This is a genomic window from Rahnella sp. PAMC25559, from assembly GCF_050632365.1.
GTDB lineage: Bacteria > Pseudomonadota > Gammaproteobacteria > Enterobacterales > Enterobacteriaceae > Rahnella > Rahnella rivi.
Window position 1 is genome coordinate 144632 of record NZ_CP192544.1, and the last position, 16438, is coordinate 161069.

Here is a 16438-nt window from a genome sequence, read left to right on the forward strand (position 1 = left end):
GGTGCGTGGATAAAATGCGCTTTACCGGTTGGGAATTGCTTCCCGGGTGGTGCAGGTAAACTGGCTATTACAATTCTCTGACTCGGATTTTTTGTCAAGTGCTATTTTTTTGCGTCGCGTTAAGGGCGGAAAATGCTATAACAATCACGCTCAATTATGTTACTGATACCTTTTATCCAACGTGGCCTGATGATGAAAAAACGCGTGCTGTTATCCGATGTGGCAAACCTTGCCGGTCTTTCCAAGGCCACCGTGTCGCGCTACATGAACAACAGCATCGTATTGCCTCAGAACACGGTCAGCCGGATTGAATCCGCAATCGCACAGCTTGATTACCGGGGGAACAGCCTTGCCCGTCGCCTGAGTAAGGGCGGAAGCGAAACCCTCGGTCTGGTGCTGTCGGACATCACCAACCCCTTCTTCGCAGAACTGGCGGATGCGGCCGAAGAGGCGGCATTCGAACACGGCTACAGCCTGGTTTTATGTATCACCCGCAACAATCCCGAGAAAGAAAGTCAGTTTATTCGCTGGCTGGATACCTGCCAGGTCGATGGTTTGCTGTTTGCCACTAACCGACCGGATAACGGATCGCTATGCAAAGAAATCCAGCGCCATCAGCGCATTGTCCTGCTCGATGAAGATATTCCCGGCAGTTTTGCGCCGAAGGTTTTTGCCGACAACGTGCAGGGTGGCATGCTCGCTACTCAGGAACTGATTGCCGCCGGGCACCGCGACATCGCCTTTATCGGCGGGCCGGACGCACTGATGAGCGTGCGCGAACGTTATCAGGGCTTCTGCACCGCGCTGGCGCAGGCCGGTCTGAGCTGTCCGCCTGAGTGGGTGATGTATGGCGACTACCGGCGAGAATTCGGTCAGCGCGCCTTGCACAAGCTGTTCAGCCACACAAAACGCCCGACCGCCGCGTTCGCCGCCAGCGATTTTCTGGTACTCGGCCTGCTCGATGGTTTGCGCGATTTGGGTCTGCGCGCGCCGGAGGCGCTGTCGCTGGTGGGTTTCGATGATGCCAGCTATGCCGACTTCACCCAGCCACGGATCTCCACCATCCGCCAGCCCGCACGGGAACTGGGGCGGACGGCGGTCAGCCTGATGTTGCGGCTGCTCAACGGCGAAGAAAATGTCCCCGCTGAAACCCGTCTGCCCGTTAGCTGGGTAGGGCGTGATTCCATCCAGCGGCGCTCACCCGATCCAAAATAGCGCAAATTGCGCACGATTTTAGCGCATGAAGTGTTCGCATAGCCTGATCGGGTAAACCGGTTTACCTCGCGATTAAAATTTATTCATCGCAATTACAGACAGTTAAAAATCTTCGATTCCCCTTTACCTGCGCTCTGGCATGGAAGCTGCTTAGTTCACTGTGGCTAACAAGTAGTGAAGCGTTTTGTCCCACGGGCACTGGAGACAGTTCTGTTATTCAGGTAAACCGGTTTACAAGGGTGTAAGCCGTGAATAACAGAACCTTTTTCTCCGCGCCATCCAACCCCTAATAACCGATATCGGGTGACAGGAGTTCCAGATGCAACAGGCTAAACCCGGCATACCGCGGGTAGAAATGGTCAATATCACCAAGACTTACGGGTCAATTCGTTCACTGCGCGGCGTGAATCTCAAGCTGGAACCGGGCGAAGTGCTGGGGCTGGTGGGGGATAACGGCGCGGGGAAATCGACGCTGACCAAAGTGTTGTCCGGTGCGGTTGTACCGACCAGTGGCGCTATCCGCGTCGATGGCGAAGTGATGCACTTTACCAATCCGGCGGATGCCCGCCGCTGCCATATCGAGATGGTGTATCAGGATCTGTCGCTGTGCGACACCGTGGATGTGGCCGGCAATTTATTCATGGGGCGCGAGCCGCTGAAACACGTGCTCGGCATTCCCTTTCTTGACCAGACAAAAATGCACGCTGATGCACGCGAGATGCTGAAAGGGCTGGGAATTTCAATCCCTGATACGCATCTGCTGGTGCGCAATCTCTCCGGCGGACAGCGACAGGCGATTGCGATTGCCCGCGCTGCCGCGTTCGACCCGAAAGTGCTGATCATGGATGAACCGACCGCTGCGCTTGCGGTAGCCGAAGTGGAAGCGGTGCTGGAGTTGATCCGCCGCGTCAGTGCCAGAGGCGTTAGCGTAATTTTAATCACTCACCGGTTGCAGGATCTGTTCCTGGTCTGCGACCGCATCATGGTGATGTACGAAGGTACCAACGTCGCGGACCGCAGGGTGGCCGACACCAGTCTGGGAGACATCGTCAATCTTATTGTCGGTGAGAAATTCACCGCGCAATCTGCCGCCGCGCATTGAGGTAAACAGGATGAGTATGATCAATTTAAGCGGTTCACGTGTTATCCGGCACTCGCTGCCGCGCCGCATACTGCACAACCACTCAGGCGTGGTGAGCATTGCGCTGTTTTTTATCTTCTGCTGCGTGGTGTTTTCGCTTATCACCAACAACTTTCTCAGCAGCGCTAACTGGCTGAATATCGTTCGTCAGAGCGCACCGCTGCTGATCGTCGCGACGGCCATGACGCTGGTGATCACGACCGGCGGAATCGATCTGTCGGTCGGCTCGACGCTGGCGCTGGTCGGCGCGCTCTCCGCGATTGCGCTGAACTACTGGGGGTTGCCGTGGCCGGTTGTGTTAATCGGCGGACTGGTGCTCGGCGGGCTGGTGGGGGCGATAAACGGGTTTTTCATCGCCTACGAGGGAATTCCGGCGTTTATCGTGACCCTCGCCATGCTGGCGGTGGTGCGCGGTGTTGCGCTGCTGATTACCCAGGGTTATTCCATACCGATCCCGCAAGACAGCCTGTTCGCCTTTATGGGACGCGCCTGGGTGGTCGGCATTCCGATGCCCGCGCTGATTGCCATTTTTGCTCTGGGTATCGGACATATCGTGCTGAATCACATGCGCTTTGGCCGCTACGTCACAGCGATTGGTGCTAACGCCGAAGGCGCACGCCGCAGCGGAATCAACACTAAGGCGGTCACGATGCGCGTGTATATCATCAGCGGCATGGCGGCCGCACTGGCCGGGATGATTATTACTGCACGTCTTGGCAGCGGATCGTCGAATCAGGGCGAAGGGTTTGAATTGCAAGTGATCGCCGCCGTTGTTCTCGGCAGCACCAGTCTGTTCGGTGGTTTCGGCACCATCATCGGCACGCTGCTGGGCGCGATGTCGATTGCGATTATCCAGAACGGCCTGATTTTGTCGCACATTTCCCCGTTCTACACCCAAATCGCCACCGGGACGATCATCCTGCTGGCCATCTGGCTGAACACCCGCATTCTCAACCCGGCGCGAACGCCGTCGAAAGGATAGCCAATGAAAGGGTCTATTTTTCGCCATGCGGATCCCTTGCCGGTCGGCATTGGCAGCGGTCATGTGATGACCGTACTCGGGCCGCTCCCGTTAGCCGAAATGGGCGTCACGCTGATGCACGAACATATTCTGCTTGATGCCTCGGGCAAGTGGGTCGCGCCGTGCTGTTGCAGCGATCGCCACGTCGCCGAAATGCCGGTGTCTATCGAGAATCTGGGCGAACTGTCGCTCAATCCGCTGATGAGCCGCGATAACTGTCAGCTGTTTGATGTGGATGTGGCGATTGAGGAGTTGATGAAGTACCGCGCGCTGGGCGGGCAAACGGTGGTCGATCCCACCAATATCGGCATCGGGCGTGACCCCAAAGCGTTGCAACGGATTTCGCGCCTCACCGGCCTCAATATTGTGATGGGCACCGGCCTGTATCTTGAGCCGTCACACCCGGAATGGGTGAAAAGCATCTCGCTGGAACAGCTAACCGAAAAGCTGATTTATGACGTCGGCGGCGCAGAGAATAAGCCGGAAGTCATTGCCGGGCTTATTGGCGAAATCGGGGTTTCCAGCCGCTTTACGCCGGATGAGGAGAAATCGCTGCGCGCCGCAGGCAGGGCGAGCGCGGCTACCGGCGTGCCGATCGAAGTGCATCTGCCGGGCTGGGAACGTCTCGGCCACAAGGTGCTGGATATCCTCGAGCAAGAAGGGGCGGATCTGCGCCACACCGTGCTGTGCCATATGAACCCGAGCTTTGCCGACAAACGCTATCAGCGCGAACTGGCGCAGCGCGGCGCGTTCCTCGAGTACGACATGATCGGCATGAGCTACTACTACGCCGATGAATCTGCGCAGTCGCCGTCGGACGAAGAGAACGCGCGGGCGATCCGCGAGCTGATTGATGATGGTTTCATCGGACAAATTCTGCTGTCGCAGGACGTGTTTTTAAAAACCATGCTGACTCGCTACGGCGGCCACGGTTACGGCTACATCCTGAAGCATTTTGTTCCCCGTTTGCGCCGGCATGGCGTCAGCGGCGAGCAGCTTGAAAACATAATGATTAATAACCCGCAGCGTGTCTTTGGCGGAGAATAAGGAGAAGGTGATGAACAAGAAAATCCTGCTGGTCGGTGAATCCTGGACCAGCACATCCACGCATATCAAAGGTTTCGACCAGTTTGCTACAGCAACCTGGCACAACGGCGCGACCGATTTTCTCGCCGCGCTGGCAGACAGCCACTACGACATCACGCACATGACAGCCCACGAAGCGCCGGTCAGTTTTCCGCTCACGCTGGCGGAATTACAGCAGTGGGATGCGATCATTCTTTCGGATATCGGTGCCAATACGTTGCTGCTGCACCCGGACACCTGGCTTAAAAGCCAGCGCACCGCCAACCGCCTGACGCTGATCCACGATTACGTGGCCGCAGGTGGCAGCCTGATGATGATCGGCGGCTATTACAGTTTCCAGGGGATCAACGGCGGGGCGCGTTATCACAATACGGCGGTGGAAAAGGTTTTACCGGTGCGCTGTCTGGCCTGGGATGACCGAATCGAGACGCCGGAAGGCATCTATCCTGAGATCAAAGAACCACACGCGGTATTCAGTGATATCGCCGGTGACTGGCCGTGGTTGCTGGGCTACAACGAAGTCGAAATGCACCCGGAAGGCAAACTGCTGGCGACCGTGGCCGGGACGCCGCATCCGCTGGTCGCGATACGGGAGTATCAGCAGGGAAGATCGCTGGTGTGGACCAGTGATATGTCCGCGCACTGGCTGCCGGCTGAATTTGCTGCCTGGCCGGGCTACCGCCAGTTGTGGGTGAATTGTCTGGACTGGCTGACGGAGAAAGTGTGATGACCGGCGCTACCTTGTCACTCACACAACAACTTCTCGGTTTCAACACCATCAATCCACCCGGCGATGAGGCGGCCTGCATGGCGTTTTTTGCCGACTGGCTACAGGTGCAGGGTTTTGACGTTACGCTCAGCAGCTTTGGCGAAAAACGTTTCAATCTGATCGCCCGTCTTCACGGCAGCAAACCGGGCAAACCGCTGGCTTTTACCGGGCATCTGGATACCGTGCCGTTAGGTAATCAGACCTGGCAGTACGATCCGTTCGGTTCTGACCTGACGTCAGACCGGTTGTACGGTCGCGGTTCGAGCGATATGAAGGCCGCCGTAGCCGCGTTTGCTGTGGCCTGCGTGACACATCAGGCCGCCATCCGGGCAGGAAAGGGCGTGGTGATGATCATTACCGGCGGAGAAGAAACCGGCTGTGACGGCGCAAAAGCGCTGATCGACGCGGGCGAACTGCCGCCGGTGGGCGCGCTGATCGTCGGGGAACCGACGGCCAACTATCCGGTCATCGGCCATAAAGGTGCGCTGTGGTTGCGGTGTGAAACGCGCGGAAAAACGGCGCACGGCGCGATGCCTGAGCTGGGAATCAACGCTATTTATCTCGCCACCGAAGCGCTGGGGAAAATCCAGCATTTCGAACCGGGCGCGGCTCACCCGCTGATGAAAAAGCCGACGCTGAACGTCGGGCGCATTCGTGGCGGGCTGAATATCAATTCGGTGCCTGATCACACCGAATTTGATGTGGATATCCGTACCGCGCCAAATCTGCAACATGCGACCATCCGGCAGAATCTCACGACAGCACTCGGTGACAACGTCACCATTTCAACGCTGGTGGATTTACCCGCAGTGCTCAGCCCGCAGGAAAACGGCTGGATAAGCGGCGTTTACCGGCGTTGTCAGAAGCTGCACTCCGCCACGCTGGAGGCGAAAATCATGCCGTACTTCACCGATGCGTCGCTGCTGTTACCGGCGCTCGAGCATCCACCGTGCATTATTCTCGGGCCAGGCGAACCGGGCATGGCGCATCAGACGGATGAATATTGTCTGCTGAGCCGTCTGGAGGAAGCGGAAATTATCTATGGCGAGCTGATTACGGACTGGCAGAGTTCGGAGGAAGTCTGAAAGGTAGTCTGCGGCCGGCAATGCATCATGCCGGTCGCAGTAGCGGTATTAAAATGAAAGACACTATCGAAAAAGTAGAAGCTGTAGTTCGCCGTAGATAAGTACGTATAATGTATATTATGTTAAATAACTGGTGCGTTTAATCATTTCAGGTGTGGAATTTCGCATTGCCCCCACTTTCGTTCCCTTCTACGGCGATTCATTTTTGATTAGGCGTTGGCGTCGCTACGTGAAATCTGACGGTCTGGCGGCGTGTCATTTACTCAAAGCGTTGAGAACGGACAGGCGTGAAAAGCCCGAACGGTGTCGGGATCGTTGTCTGCTTGATGATAGCAGTCTGCAAAACACACTCACCGTTCCAGTGCACGCCTGTAGTCGATTCTCAGCAAAGCCCCTGAATAAGGCATCGTTTCTAAAAGCGTTTCCGACAGTCCAAGTCGTGCTGAGGTGACATACAGATAACGATCATCATCTGCAAAGGTACAACTTGTCGGTCGCTGGACGGGAAGATTAATCCATCGCTCGATTTCTCCTTGCGGAGATATCCGCGCGATGGCAGCCCCGTCAAAGAGGACACTCAGGAGAAATCCATGCTGATCAACGATAAGTCCGTCAGGCTTACCCTTTTTTGGATGAATGCTGATAACTTCCCTTCTGTTACTGACCTCGCCTGAGCCGGGGTCGTTATCATATCCGTAAATGACGCCACGCCGGGAATCCGTCACGTAGAGTGTTTTGCCATCGGGGCTCCAGGTAATTCCATTGATAAGCGTGAAACCAGAATCGACGGTGTGCCAGTTACCGTCTGGATCGAGACGATACAAATAGCCTGAACCGTCTTTCAGTTCTTCATCTATCAGCCCAACCCACAGGCGGCCCGCGGAGTCCAGGCTCGCATCGTTGAGACGAAAGCCCTCCTGTGCGTGTGGCGCAGTGGCGATCCATCGCCTCTTCCCTGCTCTGTCTATTAGCTCAACATGGCAACCCAGGCCAATAATCAACTCACCGGTATTTTTTTCCACGACAAACCCCAGCGGCCGGGGCATGGCGTGTGCCACATTGCTGCCCGTTGCGGGATCAAAAAAATTGAGAGAGCCCCGAAGAGTATCAACCCATAAAAGCCTGGCTCTTGAGCGGCTCCAGAGGGGTGACTCGCCCAGTACGGCCTTGCCTGGAAATACCACCGTTACGCCATTCACTGTCGCGTTTCCACATGAGGTATCGCGATCGACTGCCAGTTCTGCGCAACCTCCTGAGCGGTGGATGCTTTAACAGCGCGAAGATTTCGCGGATAGTCCACACCGTCGGCCTCCATCATTTTGGTTGCATGGAATTGCCCGTTCGCGGCGCGCAGGATCCATCCCCCTTCTGTGCATTCTGCTGAGGCAAGATAGGCCACTCCCGGTGCCACTTCCGAAGGGCGGAGTTCGTCAGGTTCTCCCTCAATTCCCCACATCCGTGTCTTGGCGACGGGTGATATAGCATTGACGATAATGCCATCGTTTTTGCCTTCACTGGCAAGGACATGGGTAAGTCCTATTACCGCCATCCTGGCTGCCGCATAGGAGGCAAGACCCTGCTGAACATACTGCGGATAGAGTGCCCGGCAAGATGTCGTCATGATGATACGGCCATAGCCCGCAGCTTTCATCGCAGGCCATGCCGCCTGTGCAAGCCAGAGAGGTGCCTTAGCGGCAATGGCCATCATATGATCAAAAGAACGTTCCTCTATTGACTCGATATTCTCGTACGCCACCCAACCCGCATTGTGGATCACAGCATCCAGCCGGCCTGCGACGTTAAGGGCGTCTGTGCACAATTTATGGCAGCTCTCGCGTGAGGCCAGATCCCCTGGGATCGCGTGTACATTCAGCCCTTCCAGCCGAAGTGTCTCTGCCGCCCGTTTTGAAATATCAGGATTGGCCCCCTCCCCGTCAGAATTGGCACCGATATCCTGAATCAAAACCATTGCGCCAAACTGACCAATACAGCGGGCATACGCGAACCCCAATCCGCGCCCCGCACCGGTGATAAGCACTACCCGACCTTTAAAATCCACCATGCACCCCTCGTCGTTTCCATTCAGTTATTGTGAAAACAACATAGAGTGATACCTTTGATATATAAAATACTCTTTAGGTGTCTTCTTAATACTTTAATTGTATCGTGAGAAGATTGGCTCAATTACAAGAAGGATGGCGGAGATGGCGGCAGTGAGTCGGGCACGGATTACTTTACGCAGAATGGAGCAATTCATTGCTGTCGCGGAGGAGTTACATTTTCATCGGGCCGCGGAACGTCTGAACATGTCGCAGCCTCCGCTGACCAGTGCCATACAGAAGCTGGAGGAAGATCTCGGCGTCACTCTTATCGAGCGTGGTAACCGCGTACTTGGCCTGACGCCTGCGGGAGAAAAGTTTGTCAGTGAGGCACGCAAAACCCTCCGACAGGCTGAAAAAGCCATTGTTTCTACGCTGGATGTGGCTGAAGGTCGAACGGGTTTTTTACGCGTGGGTTATGTAGGAAGCGCACTTTATGGCCGGTTGCCCGATATTATTCGTGAATTCAGGGCAAGCCATCCGAAGGTACGGCTTGAGTTGCGAGAGGCCACAACCGCCGCAGAGATTGCTGCGCTGCGCGACGGGACGTTAGACATCGGTGTACTGATCCCCCCTGTTGAAAAAGCTGATGACATCGAACAGGTAAATTTCGACACTGATCGTCTGTGTATGGCTATCCCAAAAGATCATCCTTTGAGTAAGCGCTCAGACCTTACGCTTGCCGCGCTTGCAGGCGAACCCTTCATTTTGTGGCTAATGCCTGAGGGGCGAAGCTTTCATTTGCAGGTTATCCGCCTGTGTGCTGAAGCAGGCTTTGTGCCGCTCATTACTCAGGAAGCTCACGGGATGCATGCCGTGCTGTCACTGGTGTCTGTTGGAGGAGGCGTATCTGTCGTTCCTCAAAGTATGAGCGGCTTTCGCGGTGATCAGATTAGCTATCACCCCTTATCAGGCCCTGGAATTGAATTCGACCTCGTCATCGGCTATCGCCATTTGTCACCCTCGGCACGCGCCTTCGTTCTTTCTACCGTTGAGTAGCGGCGGGGAAATCTCTGGGCAACAGTAGTCATTTTTCGCTATGGGGAAAGAAGACAAAGGGGGATTATCTCAGGCAGGAAGTGCATAATTTATTGATAGTGAAACATCACATAGCGTTTTTATCGTTTTCTGAAGCGGGGGTAACTCAGTATGAATGTGCCGCAGACAAAATCCGAATTGCTTTTAGCCATTGATAAAAATTTCAATAAATTAATCAGCTATCTCAATGTCATTCCCCCTGAACTCATCTCCGATAATTCAATGGAAGGACACAGCAAGGGCACTGAAATGAGTATTCATGATCTGGTTTCTTATCTGATCGGCTGGAATACTCTGGTTGTAAAGTGGATTACTTACGATGAGAAAGGATTGCCCGTTGATTTTCCTGAAACCGGTTTTAAGTGGAATGAACTTGGGCTTCTGGCGCAAAAATTTTACTCTGATTATCGCGAATTGAATTACAGGGCGTTAATTACTGAGCTTGAGTCAGTAAAAGATCACATAGTGAAACTTATTGATGAACGCACTGATGACGATTTATATGGTAAACCCTGGTACACAAAATGGACTATGGGGAGAATGATATCATTCAACACATCCTCACCCTATGCCAATGCTAATGGCAGAATAAGAAAATGGGCGAAAAATAATAATATCAGCTTGAAATAAAGAACGCTGAGTACTTCTCCCCCCTTTTCTTGTTTAGAGAGGTAATCTGTACTCTATGACACCTGGTTTCTCTGCTACCCGGTCATAAAGTCGCTGCGCGGTGACGTTTTTTTCCTGTGTATGCCAGTAGAGTCTTGCACATTGTTTCTCGCTGGCCTTTTGTTTAACGTATTCGATAAGATGTTTTCCTATATTTTTGCCCCGGGTATTTTCGGCAACAAAAAGATCTTCCAAATAACAGAATTCATTTACAGACCATGTTGAACCATGAAAAACGTAGTGAACGAACCCGAGAATTTCCTGCCCTTTCTTTGCCACTGCGCAATACATCTCTTCATCAGGATTTAAAAAACGTTTCCATGTTTCATTTGTGATGTCTTCAGACAACTCAACCTCATAAAACGCCTGATAGCTCAACCAGTACGTCAGCCACCGGGAGTAATCCATTTCTTCAACGGGTGCCACTACTATTTTTAAACTTTCATCTTTCATATTAATGCCTTATCATAACCTCACGAATTTGTGGATGAAAGAGTAACCCGCGTAGTGGTATCATAAAAGGTACACTTTATTGATAGTTTATGGGTCCACTTTGGTCATGAAGAAAAATGCTGCCAGCTTCCCGAGTTTATTGCTCAAAAAAGGAAAAATTAAAGAGCAGTTTTATTTGGCTTTAAAAGAAATGATATTGAGTGGTCAGCTTAAATCGGGAAGGAAAATCCCCTCCAGCAGAACACTTTCTGAGATGATGTCTATTTCAAGAAACTCGGTTTTATCTGGTGTAGAACGCCTCATTGATGAAGGTTATCTCATAACCAAAAGCGGGTCAGGAACTTATGTCACAAACACTATTCCTGATGAAGTGATTCAAATTAAATCCATCTCAGCTCATAAAAATCCAAATAGTGAAAACAATGGAAATGATCTCAACCCTCATATGAACGTAATGAAAAAAGTATGGGACATGACCCGCCCACACTCAGGAAATAATATGCTATTTAATATCGGCGTGGGATGTGTGGATTTGTTTCCGTATGAACTTTGGGGAAGATTATTGGGAAGGATCTGGCGTCAGTTTCGCCATCAGGATTGGGATCTCAATGAAGCTTTGGGGTATAAACCATTGCGGTCGGCGATTTGTGAATATGTTCGCACTACGCGTGGCGTAAATTGTTCTGATAAACAAATAATAATTTTAAATGGCACCCAACAAGCGATCAATCTTGCCGCACAGGTTCTTTTGCAAAAGGGTGACGAAGTTTGGTTAGATGAACCAGGATATGATGGTGCTTTAGGCGCATTTACCTCCGTGGGTGCAACAGTTCGCCCCGTCGTCAGTGATCAGGATGGCATGGATATTTCCTACGGCATAAAACACTGGCCATCTGCAAAAATGATTTTCACTTCGCCCTCCCACCAATTTCCTCTTGGCGGCACACTGAGTTTATCCCGAAGAATGGCTCTGCTTGACTGGGCATCTGAAAATAAAATGTGGATTTTTGAAGATGATTATAACAGTGAATTCAGATATACCGGTCAGCCAATACAAGCTCTCCAGGGACTGGATAAGCAACAGAGGGTAATATATGCGGGTTCATTCTCTAAAATGATGTTCCCGGGTTTTAATTTAGGATTTCTGGTTGTGCCGGAGAATTTAGTCGAGTCTTTTAAGATTGCTAAATATTATGCAGATACTCGCACGTCTTATTTAGAGCAAATGATACTTTCCACCTTCATTTCTGAAGGACACTATGCACGGCACGTCAGGCGGGTGAGTACGAACGCCAGCGGGTTATGATTGAAGCCATACAGTTACATTTACCCGAAATTATGTTCGCCAAACCTTCAGATTCAGGCATCCACGTTGTCTGTTGGTTATCGGAGGAATTTGATGAATCTTATGTGATTGATCAGTGCCGTAAAGTGGGTTTAGGGGCACAGCCTCTTTCGCGATATTGCCAGACACCCCCAACAAGCCAGGCCATCCTGCTGGGTTTTGCTGCGCACTCACCTGCGGAAATCGTTGACGGTATAAAAAAACTCGCTCAAATATTCACCTGTTAATACCCGTTCCTCTCTTCTTCCTTGAACCAATACGCTTACGGATATGCCCGCTGAGAGACAAATTTACTCGTCTTTTCGTCGGGTTACTTTGGCAAAAAAAAAAGCACCCAATGGGCGCTTTTGTATCAAAAAAATTTTATATTCTTAAAATTTAATTTATTATGTTTTTTTACAACGAGTGTTTCCCTGGTGTTGGCCGTCCATTGGCCTCCTCACACATTGTTCGGAGCAGTGTGTGAGGTTTCTTTTTCGTTGATGAAAGTATCATTCATAGTAATGGGCCGTAAGTTATACTTAAGTCCTGAAAAAACCTGTACTTAAGTATAGATGTCGGCATTAAGGGATAAGCAGCCCCTCAGGGAGTCAGTATGTTTAGTGCTTTTGAACAAAATCACACGATCACTGAAACATTGAAAGATTATATCGAGCGGAAACTGTCTCCGCTTGGCAGCCCCGACTACGCGTATACGGTCGTGAGGAAAAAAAACCCTGCAGAAGTCCTTATCATCTCAAGTTATCCTGATGAGTGGGTCAATCTCTATCGGGCCAACAACTTTCAGCTTACCGACCCGGTAATACTCACCGCATTCAAAAGAACCTCTCCCTTTGCGTGGGATGAAAACATCACGCTCATGTCTGACCTGAAATTTACAAAAATCTTCACCCTTTCAAGGCAGTACAACATTTTAAATGGCTATACCTTTGTGCTGCATGACCAGATGGGAAACCTGGCATTGCTGTCTATCATCATTGCCGACCACAGCCAGCAAGAGTTGGAAGAGCGACTTACTTCTGAACGTGGGAACCTGCAGATGCTTCTCATCGATATAAATGAACAGATGTATCGGCTTGTTGGCGGTTTATCAGCCCGCGGGCGTCAAATTACGGCAAGAAAGGAAAATAACATTTTCACCATCCGTGAAAATGAGGTGCTTTACTGGGCCAGTATGGGGAAGACCTATGCAGAGATTGCGACGATTATCGGCGTTTCAGTCAGCACGATAAAGTTTCATATGGGAAATGTCGTTGCTAAGCTGGGTGTCAGTAACGCCCGCCAGGCAATCAGGCTGGGCGTTGAACTGGAGCTGATTATACCGGCAGCGTCAGCGGCCAGGTAAACACAGAGGCTGTTTGGCCGTTAAGCCCTCTGGCCATGATCCGCTGATCGTCCTCTCCGGCAGGAAGGTAGATCAGATAGATGCGTTCCCGCTCGCTAAGAAATGCCTCTTTAAGTGTCTGTATTTGCCAGCCTGAGCGCTTCAATATCGTCAACATGGCACGGCTTACGATGGTGTAAATACCGGTATGTCCGTTGTCCTGAGCCCAGTTTATCATGGCAAGAAAAAGTACCTGACTCACAGGATAACGTTCGCCGAGAAGCTCCCTGGCCCGCAATTTGTCGACAAAAAAACGGCTCGACTCAACGCCCGCAGAAGGAAGCGGGATCGAATCAAAACACGCGCGAAACGTGTGAGTTATCATGTTTGGCTGGTCGAGAGGGGTAAAGCGCACGCTGCAAATGAGTTTCCCCTTATACAGCCCGAGAATATAGCGTGTTGAGTCATTATCGAACTCATCAAATTCCATATCTTGTTGGCAAACAACTTCCCATCCCAGACGATCACTGAAAGTTGTTTTTCTTAGCCGGTAAAGTTCATCTACTCTGGTCATTCTGAGCTCTTCATAGCTCACGTCAAACAGTTCAAGCATCCCATCACCCTGTTATTAAAGCGTTGTTTCCCGTAAACCGTACATCATTATCCTACAAAACCGGGTAACCGCCGACCCGAAAATGAACGGAATAACTGGAAGTTATTAAAATAATAAATATCTCATCAAACCTCGCTAACAGGGAAGTTATCGTTCCGATCCCGCCTTCGCAACAATACCTGCGCGTTTATTGATTTGACTCAAATCTGAGCAAAGCGAAATCCGCAGGCACATCTGGGTGGCGCCAGGCGCTATTTTGAAAAAACGAAATGTGAGCAGGCGCTCCCACGCTGTCTGCTGCGGGATTCGGGCTGCAATCGGCAAACCGGGCGGGAGCTATTATACCCCGCAATAAAAAACCGTCCTCAGAGGACGGTTAAAGAATAGAAAATACACATTGTATTTTTAATGGGATAACTGATGGTTTAAAAACCGTTATTAATTTCCGCGGTAGCTTGAGAAACCATAAGGGCTAATCAGCAAAGGAATATGATAATGCGGCACTGAACCATCCGCTTTAAAAATAATTGGGATCTCCGGGAAGAAGGTTGGCGTGTGGTGTTTTTCAAACCATTCTCCGGTTTTGAACGTCACGCGATAATTCCCTTTTTCGATCACTTTTTCATCCGGGTAAAGCGAAGGAATACGCCCCTGTTCATTGGTCACACCATTACTCAGATGCACCCACTTATCCCCTTCCTGCTTGTCGAGAGAGACGCTTACGCCGGCTGACGGCAGCCCGCTTTGTAAGTTTAAAACATGAACGCTGAGAGGGTTCGCTGCAACGGCAGATGTCATATAAAGAGCATTCAGAATAATACCGGCCAATAACAATTTACTTTTATACATGCGTTCATCCTTTTTGATTTTGAGGTTATCTCTGACAATGGCTTAATTATCCGCGAGGGTGAATTATTAACACACCCGGCGTCTGAGTTTATTTAAACAGATGACGTGATGACATCGGTTCATATTGTTTGAATAACACGGAGTTTACCTGCCAGTGGCTAACAGCTTAATGTCAAATTGATGACAATTTTGTAATAATCATTCGGGAGAGGCGTTTTCTGGAATATCGGGGAGGATAACGGAAATAACAGCGGTATTATTCGCCAGCCACACGAGGCGCTGGCGATATGTTCAGGGCTGACGCACCAACGCCCTGCCTTTATCCAGCAGGAACGGACGCAGATATCCCACCGTGTTAGAGAGAAGAATGACATCCTCTGACACGCTGATGTTCAGCACATCCCGCAGATAGGCTTTGCGGATTTCCATGCGCTGCCAGACCTCCGGGAAGAGGCTTTGCAGTTCATGTCTCAATGCCGCATCCGCCAGTGCGACCGTGTCTTCAATGCTGCATCCGCCGTAGCCGGGCAGCGAAGGAATGATGTCGATCTGAAATATCATGCCGCTCTCAAGTGCTATCGGCGAGTTGGCATAGACTGGCGAGCAGAGCCACTCTTCATCGGCCACCAGATGCCCCGGATTAAGATGCCAATGCCACTGCGCCTTCGGCATGACGTTTTCGATGGTCTGATAAAGCTCACCGCCCGTCAGGCCGGGCCGGAGCGTTTCCAGCCAGGTGGTGACCGCACGATAATAAGGGATCGCCAGCGCTGGCAGATAGTCGGCCACGTCAGGCGCCAGTTCATTTTCTGCCGCCACCACATACGCTGAACGGCTGGTCAGGCCGCCCTTGAAACCAACGGTCAGCGAGAATTTGTCGCCGCGTTGGATCACTTTGTCTGTGGGATATAAACAGGCATTAGCGAAACGATCGCCGGTGGCGGCAATCATCACCACGTTGCCCGGTTGCCCGTCAGCAGCCAGTAACTGACCTATCTGTCTTTCCGTTTTACCCGGCGCAATGTTATCCAGCGCGGCCAATATGTTGGTGGATGCCAGATTGGCACCGAACTCATAAAAAGCGATTTCACTGGCCGTATTTAAACGACGCACGCCGTGCGCGGGCGAAATGAACAGCGCGGTCGCATTGATCACGTTTTCCCGCTCGCCAGCCGTATCAATGATCGCGTCAAGAATGAAAGCCGGTACATCAAACTGATACTGCGTGTCGTGAAGCGTACTGGTGAACAACTTCCAGCCGACAACGCCAATCCGGCTTCCGCGCGTCAGCCCCGCATCGGCCAAAACCTGTGTCAGCGGTGCATCGTTATCCATCGGTTGATTCGGCAGCGAGAAGGCCGGAGCATGCAGGCATTTACCTTTGTTTCGCGCATGGGGCACCAGTTTGAGGTTCTCATTGCCCATCACATAGCTGAGCTCACCGTCAGCGGTCACCATCAGCAGCGCTTCTTCAAAACGGGGAATAAAGCCCGCAAGGTATTCAAAATTTCCGCCATGCTCTTTATCGGCGTAAATCACCAGCGCATCGAGCTTGTGCTGATGCATAGCCGTCACAATCTTCTTCAGACGCAGCGCCATGACCTTATCGCTGATAACGGGCGTGCTCACGTGGGGAAAGGTTTTCGGTGGCGGGACGGTGGTGAGTGCAAAACGGGGTTGGGACGGGTTCATTGTCATTCTCCATAAACGAGCGTGCAGGCGATTCCGCTT

General features: G+C 51.6%; 15 protein-coding genes and 1 pseudogene. 10 read left to right on the plus strand and 6 right to left on the minus strand.

The genetic code is table 11. From position 1 onward, the window contains the following. Nucleotides 1-189 precede the first annotated feature (189 nt). The 6 genes from ACQZQY_RS23170 (at nucleotide 190) to ACQZQY_RS23195 (ending at nucleotide 6317) form a co-directional block, all read left to right on the plus strand. Complete coding sequence (locus ACQZQY_RS23170; protein ID WP_056772657.1) at nucleotides 190-1215, plus strand: LacI family DNA-binding transcriptional regulator; 1026 nt, start codon at nucleotides 190-192, stop codon at nucleotides 1213-1215. Between the two features lie 355 nt (nucleotides 1216-1570). After that, on the plus strand, nucleotides 1571-2317 hold the full coding sequence (locus tag ACQZQY_RS23175) for an ATP-binding cassette domain-containing protein (RefSeq protein WP_162237796.1): 747 nt from the start codon (nucleotides 1571-1573) through the stop codon (nucleotides 2315-2317). A 19-nt stretch (nucleotides 2318-2336) separates the two neighbouring features. Beyond that, nucleotides 2337-3338, plus strand: coding sequence for an ABC transporter permease (locus ACQZQY_RS23180; protein WP_162997907.1), 1002 nt, complete (start codon nucleotides 2337-2339; stop codon nucleotides 3336-3338). Nucleotides 3339-3341: 3 nt separating this feature from the next. Continuing rightward, on the plus strand, nucleotides 3342-4424 hold the full coding sequence (locus ACQZQY_RS23185; protein ID WP_431297317.1) for a phosphotriesterase family protein: 1083 nt from the start codon (nucleotides 3342-3344) through the stop codon (nucleotides 4422-4424). 10 nt (nucleotides 4425-4434) lie between these two features. Continuing rightward, nucleotides 4435-5190, plus strand: coding sequence for a glutamine amidotransferase (locus ACQZQY_RS23190; protein WP_183849122.1), 756 nt, complete (start codon nucleotides 4435-4437; stop codon nucleotides 5188-5190). Beyond that, nucleotides 5190-6317: a M20 family metallopeptidase gene (locus tag ACQZQY_RS23195; RefSeq protein ID WP_390976382.1), complete on the plus strand. Its 1128-nt coding sequence runs from the start codon at nucleotides 5190-5192 to the stop codon at nucleotides 6315-6317. The genes ACQZQY_RS23190 and ACQZQY_RS23195 overlap by 1 nt, the downstream gene beginning before the upstream one ends. A gap of 350 nt (nucleotides 6318-6667) precedes the next feature. On the opposite strand, the gene ACQZQY_RS23200 is transcribed toward ACQZQY_RS23195, so the two are convergent. Further along, entirely contained in the window at nucleotides 6668-7516 is an 849-nt protein-coding gene (locus ACQZQY_RS23200; protein ID WP_431297318.1) for an SMP-30/gluconolactonase/LRE family protein, read from the minus strand. After that, a complete protein-coding gene (locus tag ACQZQY_RS23205) occupies nucleotides 7513-8379 on the minus strand; it encodes an SDR family NAD(P)-dependent oxidoreductase (protein ID WP_431297319.1) in 867 nt (288 codons plus the stop codon). The genes ACQZQY_RS23200 and ACQZQY_RS23205 overlap by 4 nt, the downstream gene beginning before the upstream one ends. Before the next feature lie 181 nt (nucleotides 8380-8560). Here ACQZQY_RS23205 and ACQZQY_RS23210 point away from each other — a divergent pair, with 181 nt between their 5' ends. Continuing rightward, nucleotides 8561-9415: a LysR substrate-binding domain-containing protein gene (locus tag ACQZQY_RS23210; protein WP_431297320.1), complete on the plus strand. Its 855-nt coding sequence runs from the start codon at nucleotides 8561-8563 to the stop codon at nucleotides 9413-9415. A 150-nt stretch (nucleotides 9416-9565) separates the two neighbouring features. Beyond that, entirely contained in the window at nucleotides 9566-10084 is a 519-nt protein-coding gene (locus tag ACQZQY_RS23215; protein ID WP_421671091.1) for a ClbS/DfsB family four-helix bundle protein, read from the plus strand. Between the two features lie 33 nt (nucleotides 10085-10117). Here the strand turns inward: ACQZQY_RS23215 and ACQZQY_RS23220 are convergent, their stop codons facing one another. Next, nucleotides 10118-10576 carry a GNAT family N-acetyltransferase gene (locus ACQZQY_RS23220; RefSeq protein WP_421671092.1) on the minus strand — a complete coding sequence of 153 codons (459 nt, stop codon included), beginning with the start codon at nucleotides 10574-10576 and terminating at the stop codon, nucleotides 10118-10120. Between the two features lie 106 nt (nucleotides 10577-10682). Here ACQZQY_RS23220 and ACQZQY_RS23225 point away from each other — a divergent pair. Together ACQZQY_RS23225 and ACQZQY_RS23230 are read left to right on the plus strand one after the other, a co-directional pair. Then, a pseudogene (locus ACQZQY_RS23225) lies at nucleotides 10683-12148 on the plus strand (PLP-dependent aminotransferase family protein). Between the two features lie 368 nt (nucleotides 12149-12516). Continuing rightward, nucleotides 12517-13266 (plus strand): helix-turn-helix transcriptional regulator, encoded by a 750-nt coding sequence (locus ACQZQY_RS23230; RefSeq protein ID WP_056772482.1) that lies wholly within the window; start codon nucleotides 12517-12519, stop codon nucleotides 13264-13266. Here ACQZQY_RS23230 and ACQZQY_RS23235 read toward each other — a convergent pair. The 3 genes from ACQZQY_RS23235 to ACQZQY_RS23245 form a co-directional block, all read right to left on the minus strand. Next, on the minus strand, nucleotides 13238-13858 hold the full coding sequence (locus ACQZQY_RS23235; protein ID WP_122096641.1) for an acyl-homoserine-lactone synthase: 621 nt from the start codon (nucleotides 13856-13858) through the stop codon (nucleotides 13238-13240). The two genes, ACQZQY_RS23230 and ACQZQY_RS23235, sit on opposite strands and share 29 nt — an antisense overlap. A gap of 438 nt (nucleotides 13859-14296) precedes the next feature. Continuing rightward, nucleotides 14297-14707, minus strand: coding sequence for a hydroxyisourate hydrolase (uraH, locus tag ACQZQY_RS23240; protein ID WP_122096639.1), 411 nt, complete (start codon nucleotides 14705-14707; stop codon nucleotides 14297-14299). Between the two features lie 291 nt (nucleotides 14708-14998). Beyond that, nucleotides 14999-16399, minus strand: a complete 1401-nt coding sequence (locus ACQZQY_RS23245; protein ID WP_431297321.1) for a M24 family metallopeptidase — start codon at nucleotides 16397-16399, stop codon at nucleotides 14999-15001. Nucleotides 16400-16438 lie beyond the last annotated feature (39 nt).

Excerpts from the sequence above, each read along its gene's own strand:
- ACQZQY_RS23170 (WP_056772657.1), top strand. The coding sequence starts at position 190 with ATGATGAAAAAACGCGTGCTGTTATCCGATGTGGCAAACCTTGCCGGT.
- ACQZQY_RS23175 (WP_162237796.1), top strand. The coding sequence starts at position 1,571 with ATGGTCAATATCACCAAGACTTACGGGTCAATTCGTTCACTGCGCGGC.
- ACQZQY_RS23185 (WP_431297317.1), top strand. The coding sequence starts at position 3,342 with ATGAAAGGGTCTATTTTTCGCCATGCGGATCCCTTGCCGGTCGGCATT.
- ACQZQY_RS23190 (WP_183849122.1), top strand. The coding sequence starts at position 4,435 with ATGAACAAGAAAATCCTGCTGGTCGGTGAATCCTGGACCAGCACATCC.
- ACQZQY_RS23195 (WP_390976382.1), top strand. The coding sequence starts at position 5,190 with ATGACCGGCGCTACCTTGTCACTCACACAACAACTTCTCGGTTTCAAC.
- ACQZQY_RS23205 (WP_431297319.1), bottom strand. The coding sequence starts at position 8,379 with ATGGTGGATTTTAAAGGTCGGGTAGTGCTTATCACCGGTGCGGGGCGC.
- ACQZQY_RS23210 (WP_431297320.1), top strand. The coding sequence starts at position 8,561 with ATGGAGCAATTCATTGCTGTCGCGGAGGAGTTACATTTTCATCGGGCC.
- ACQZQY_RS23215 (WP_421671091.1), top strand. The coding sequence starts at position 9,566 with ATGAATGTGCCGCAGACAAAATCCGAATTGCTTTTAGCCATTGATAAA.
- ACQZQY_RS23220 (WP_421671092.1), bottom strand. The coding sequence starts at position 10,576 with ATGAAAGATGAAAGTTTAAAAATAGTAGTGGCACCCGTTGAAGAAATG.
- ACQZQY_RS23230 (WP_056772482.1), top strand. The coding sequence starts at position 12,517 with ATGTTTAGTGCTTTTGAACAAAATCACACGATCACTGAAACATTGAAA.
- ACQZQY_RS23235 (WP_122096641.1), bottom strand. The coding sequence starts at position 13,858 with ATGCTTGAACTGTTTGACGTGAGCTATGAAGAGCTCAGAATGACCAGA.
- uraH (WP_122096639.1), bottom strand. The coding sequence starts at position 14,707 with ATGTATAAAAGTAAATTGTTATTGGCCGGTATTATTCTGAATGCTCTT.
- ACQZQY_RS23245 (WP_431297321.1), bottom strand. The coding sequence starts at position 16,399 with ATGAACCCGTCCCAACCCCGTTTTGCACTCACCACCGTCCCGCCACCG.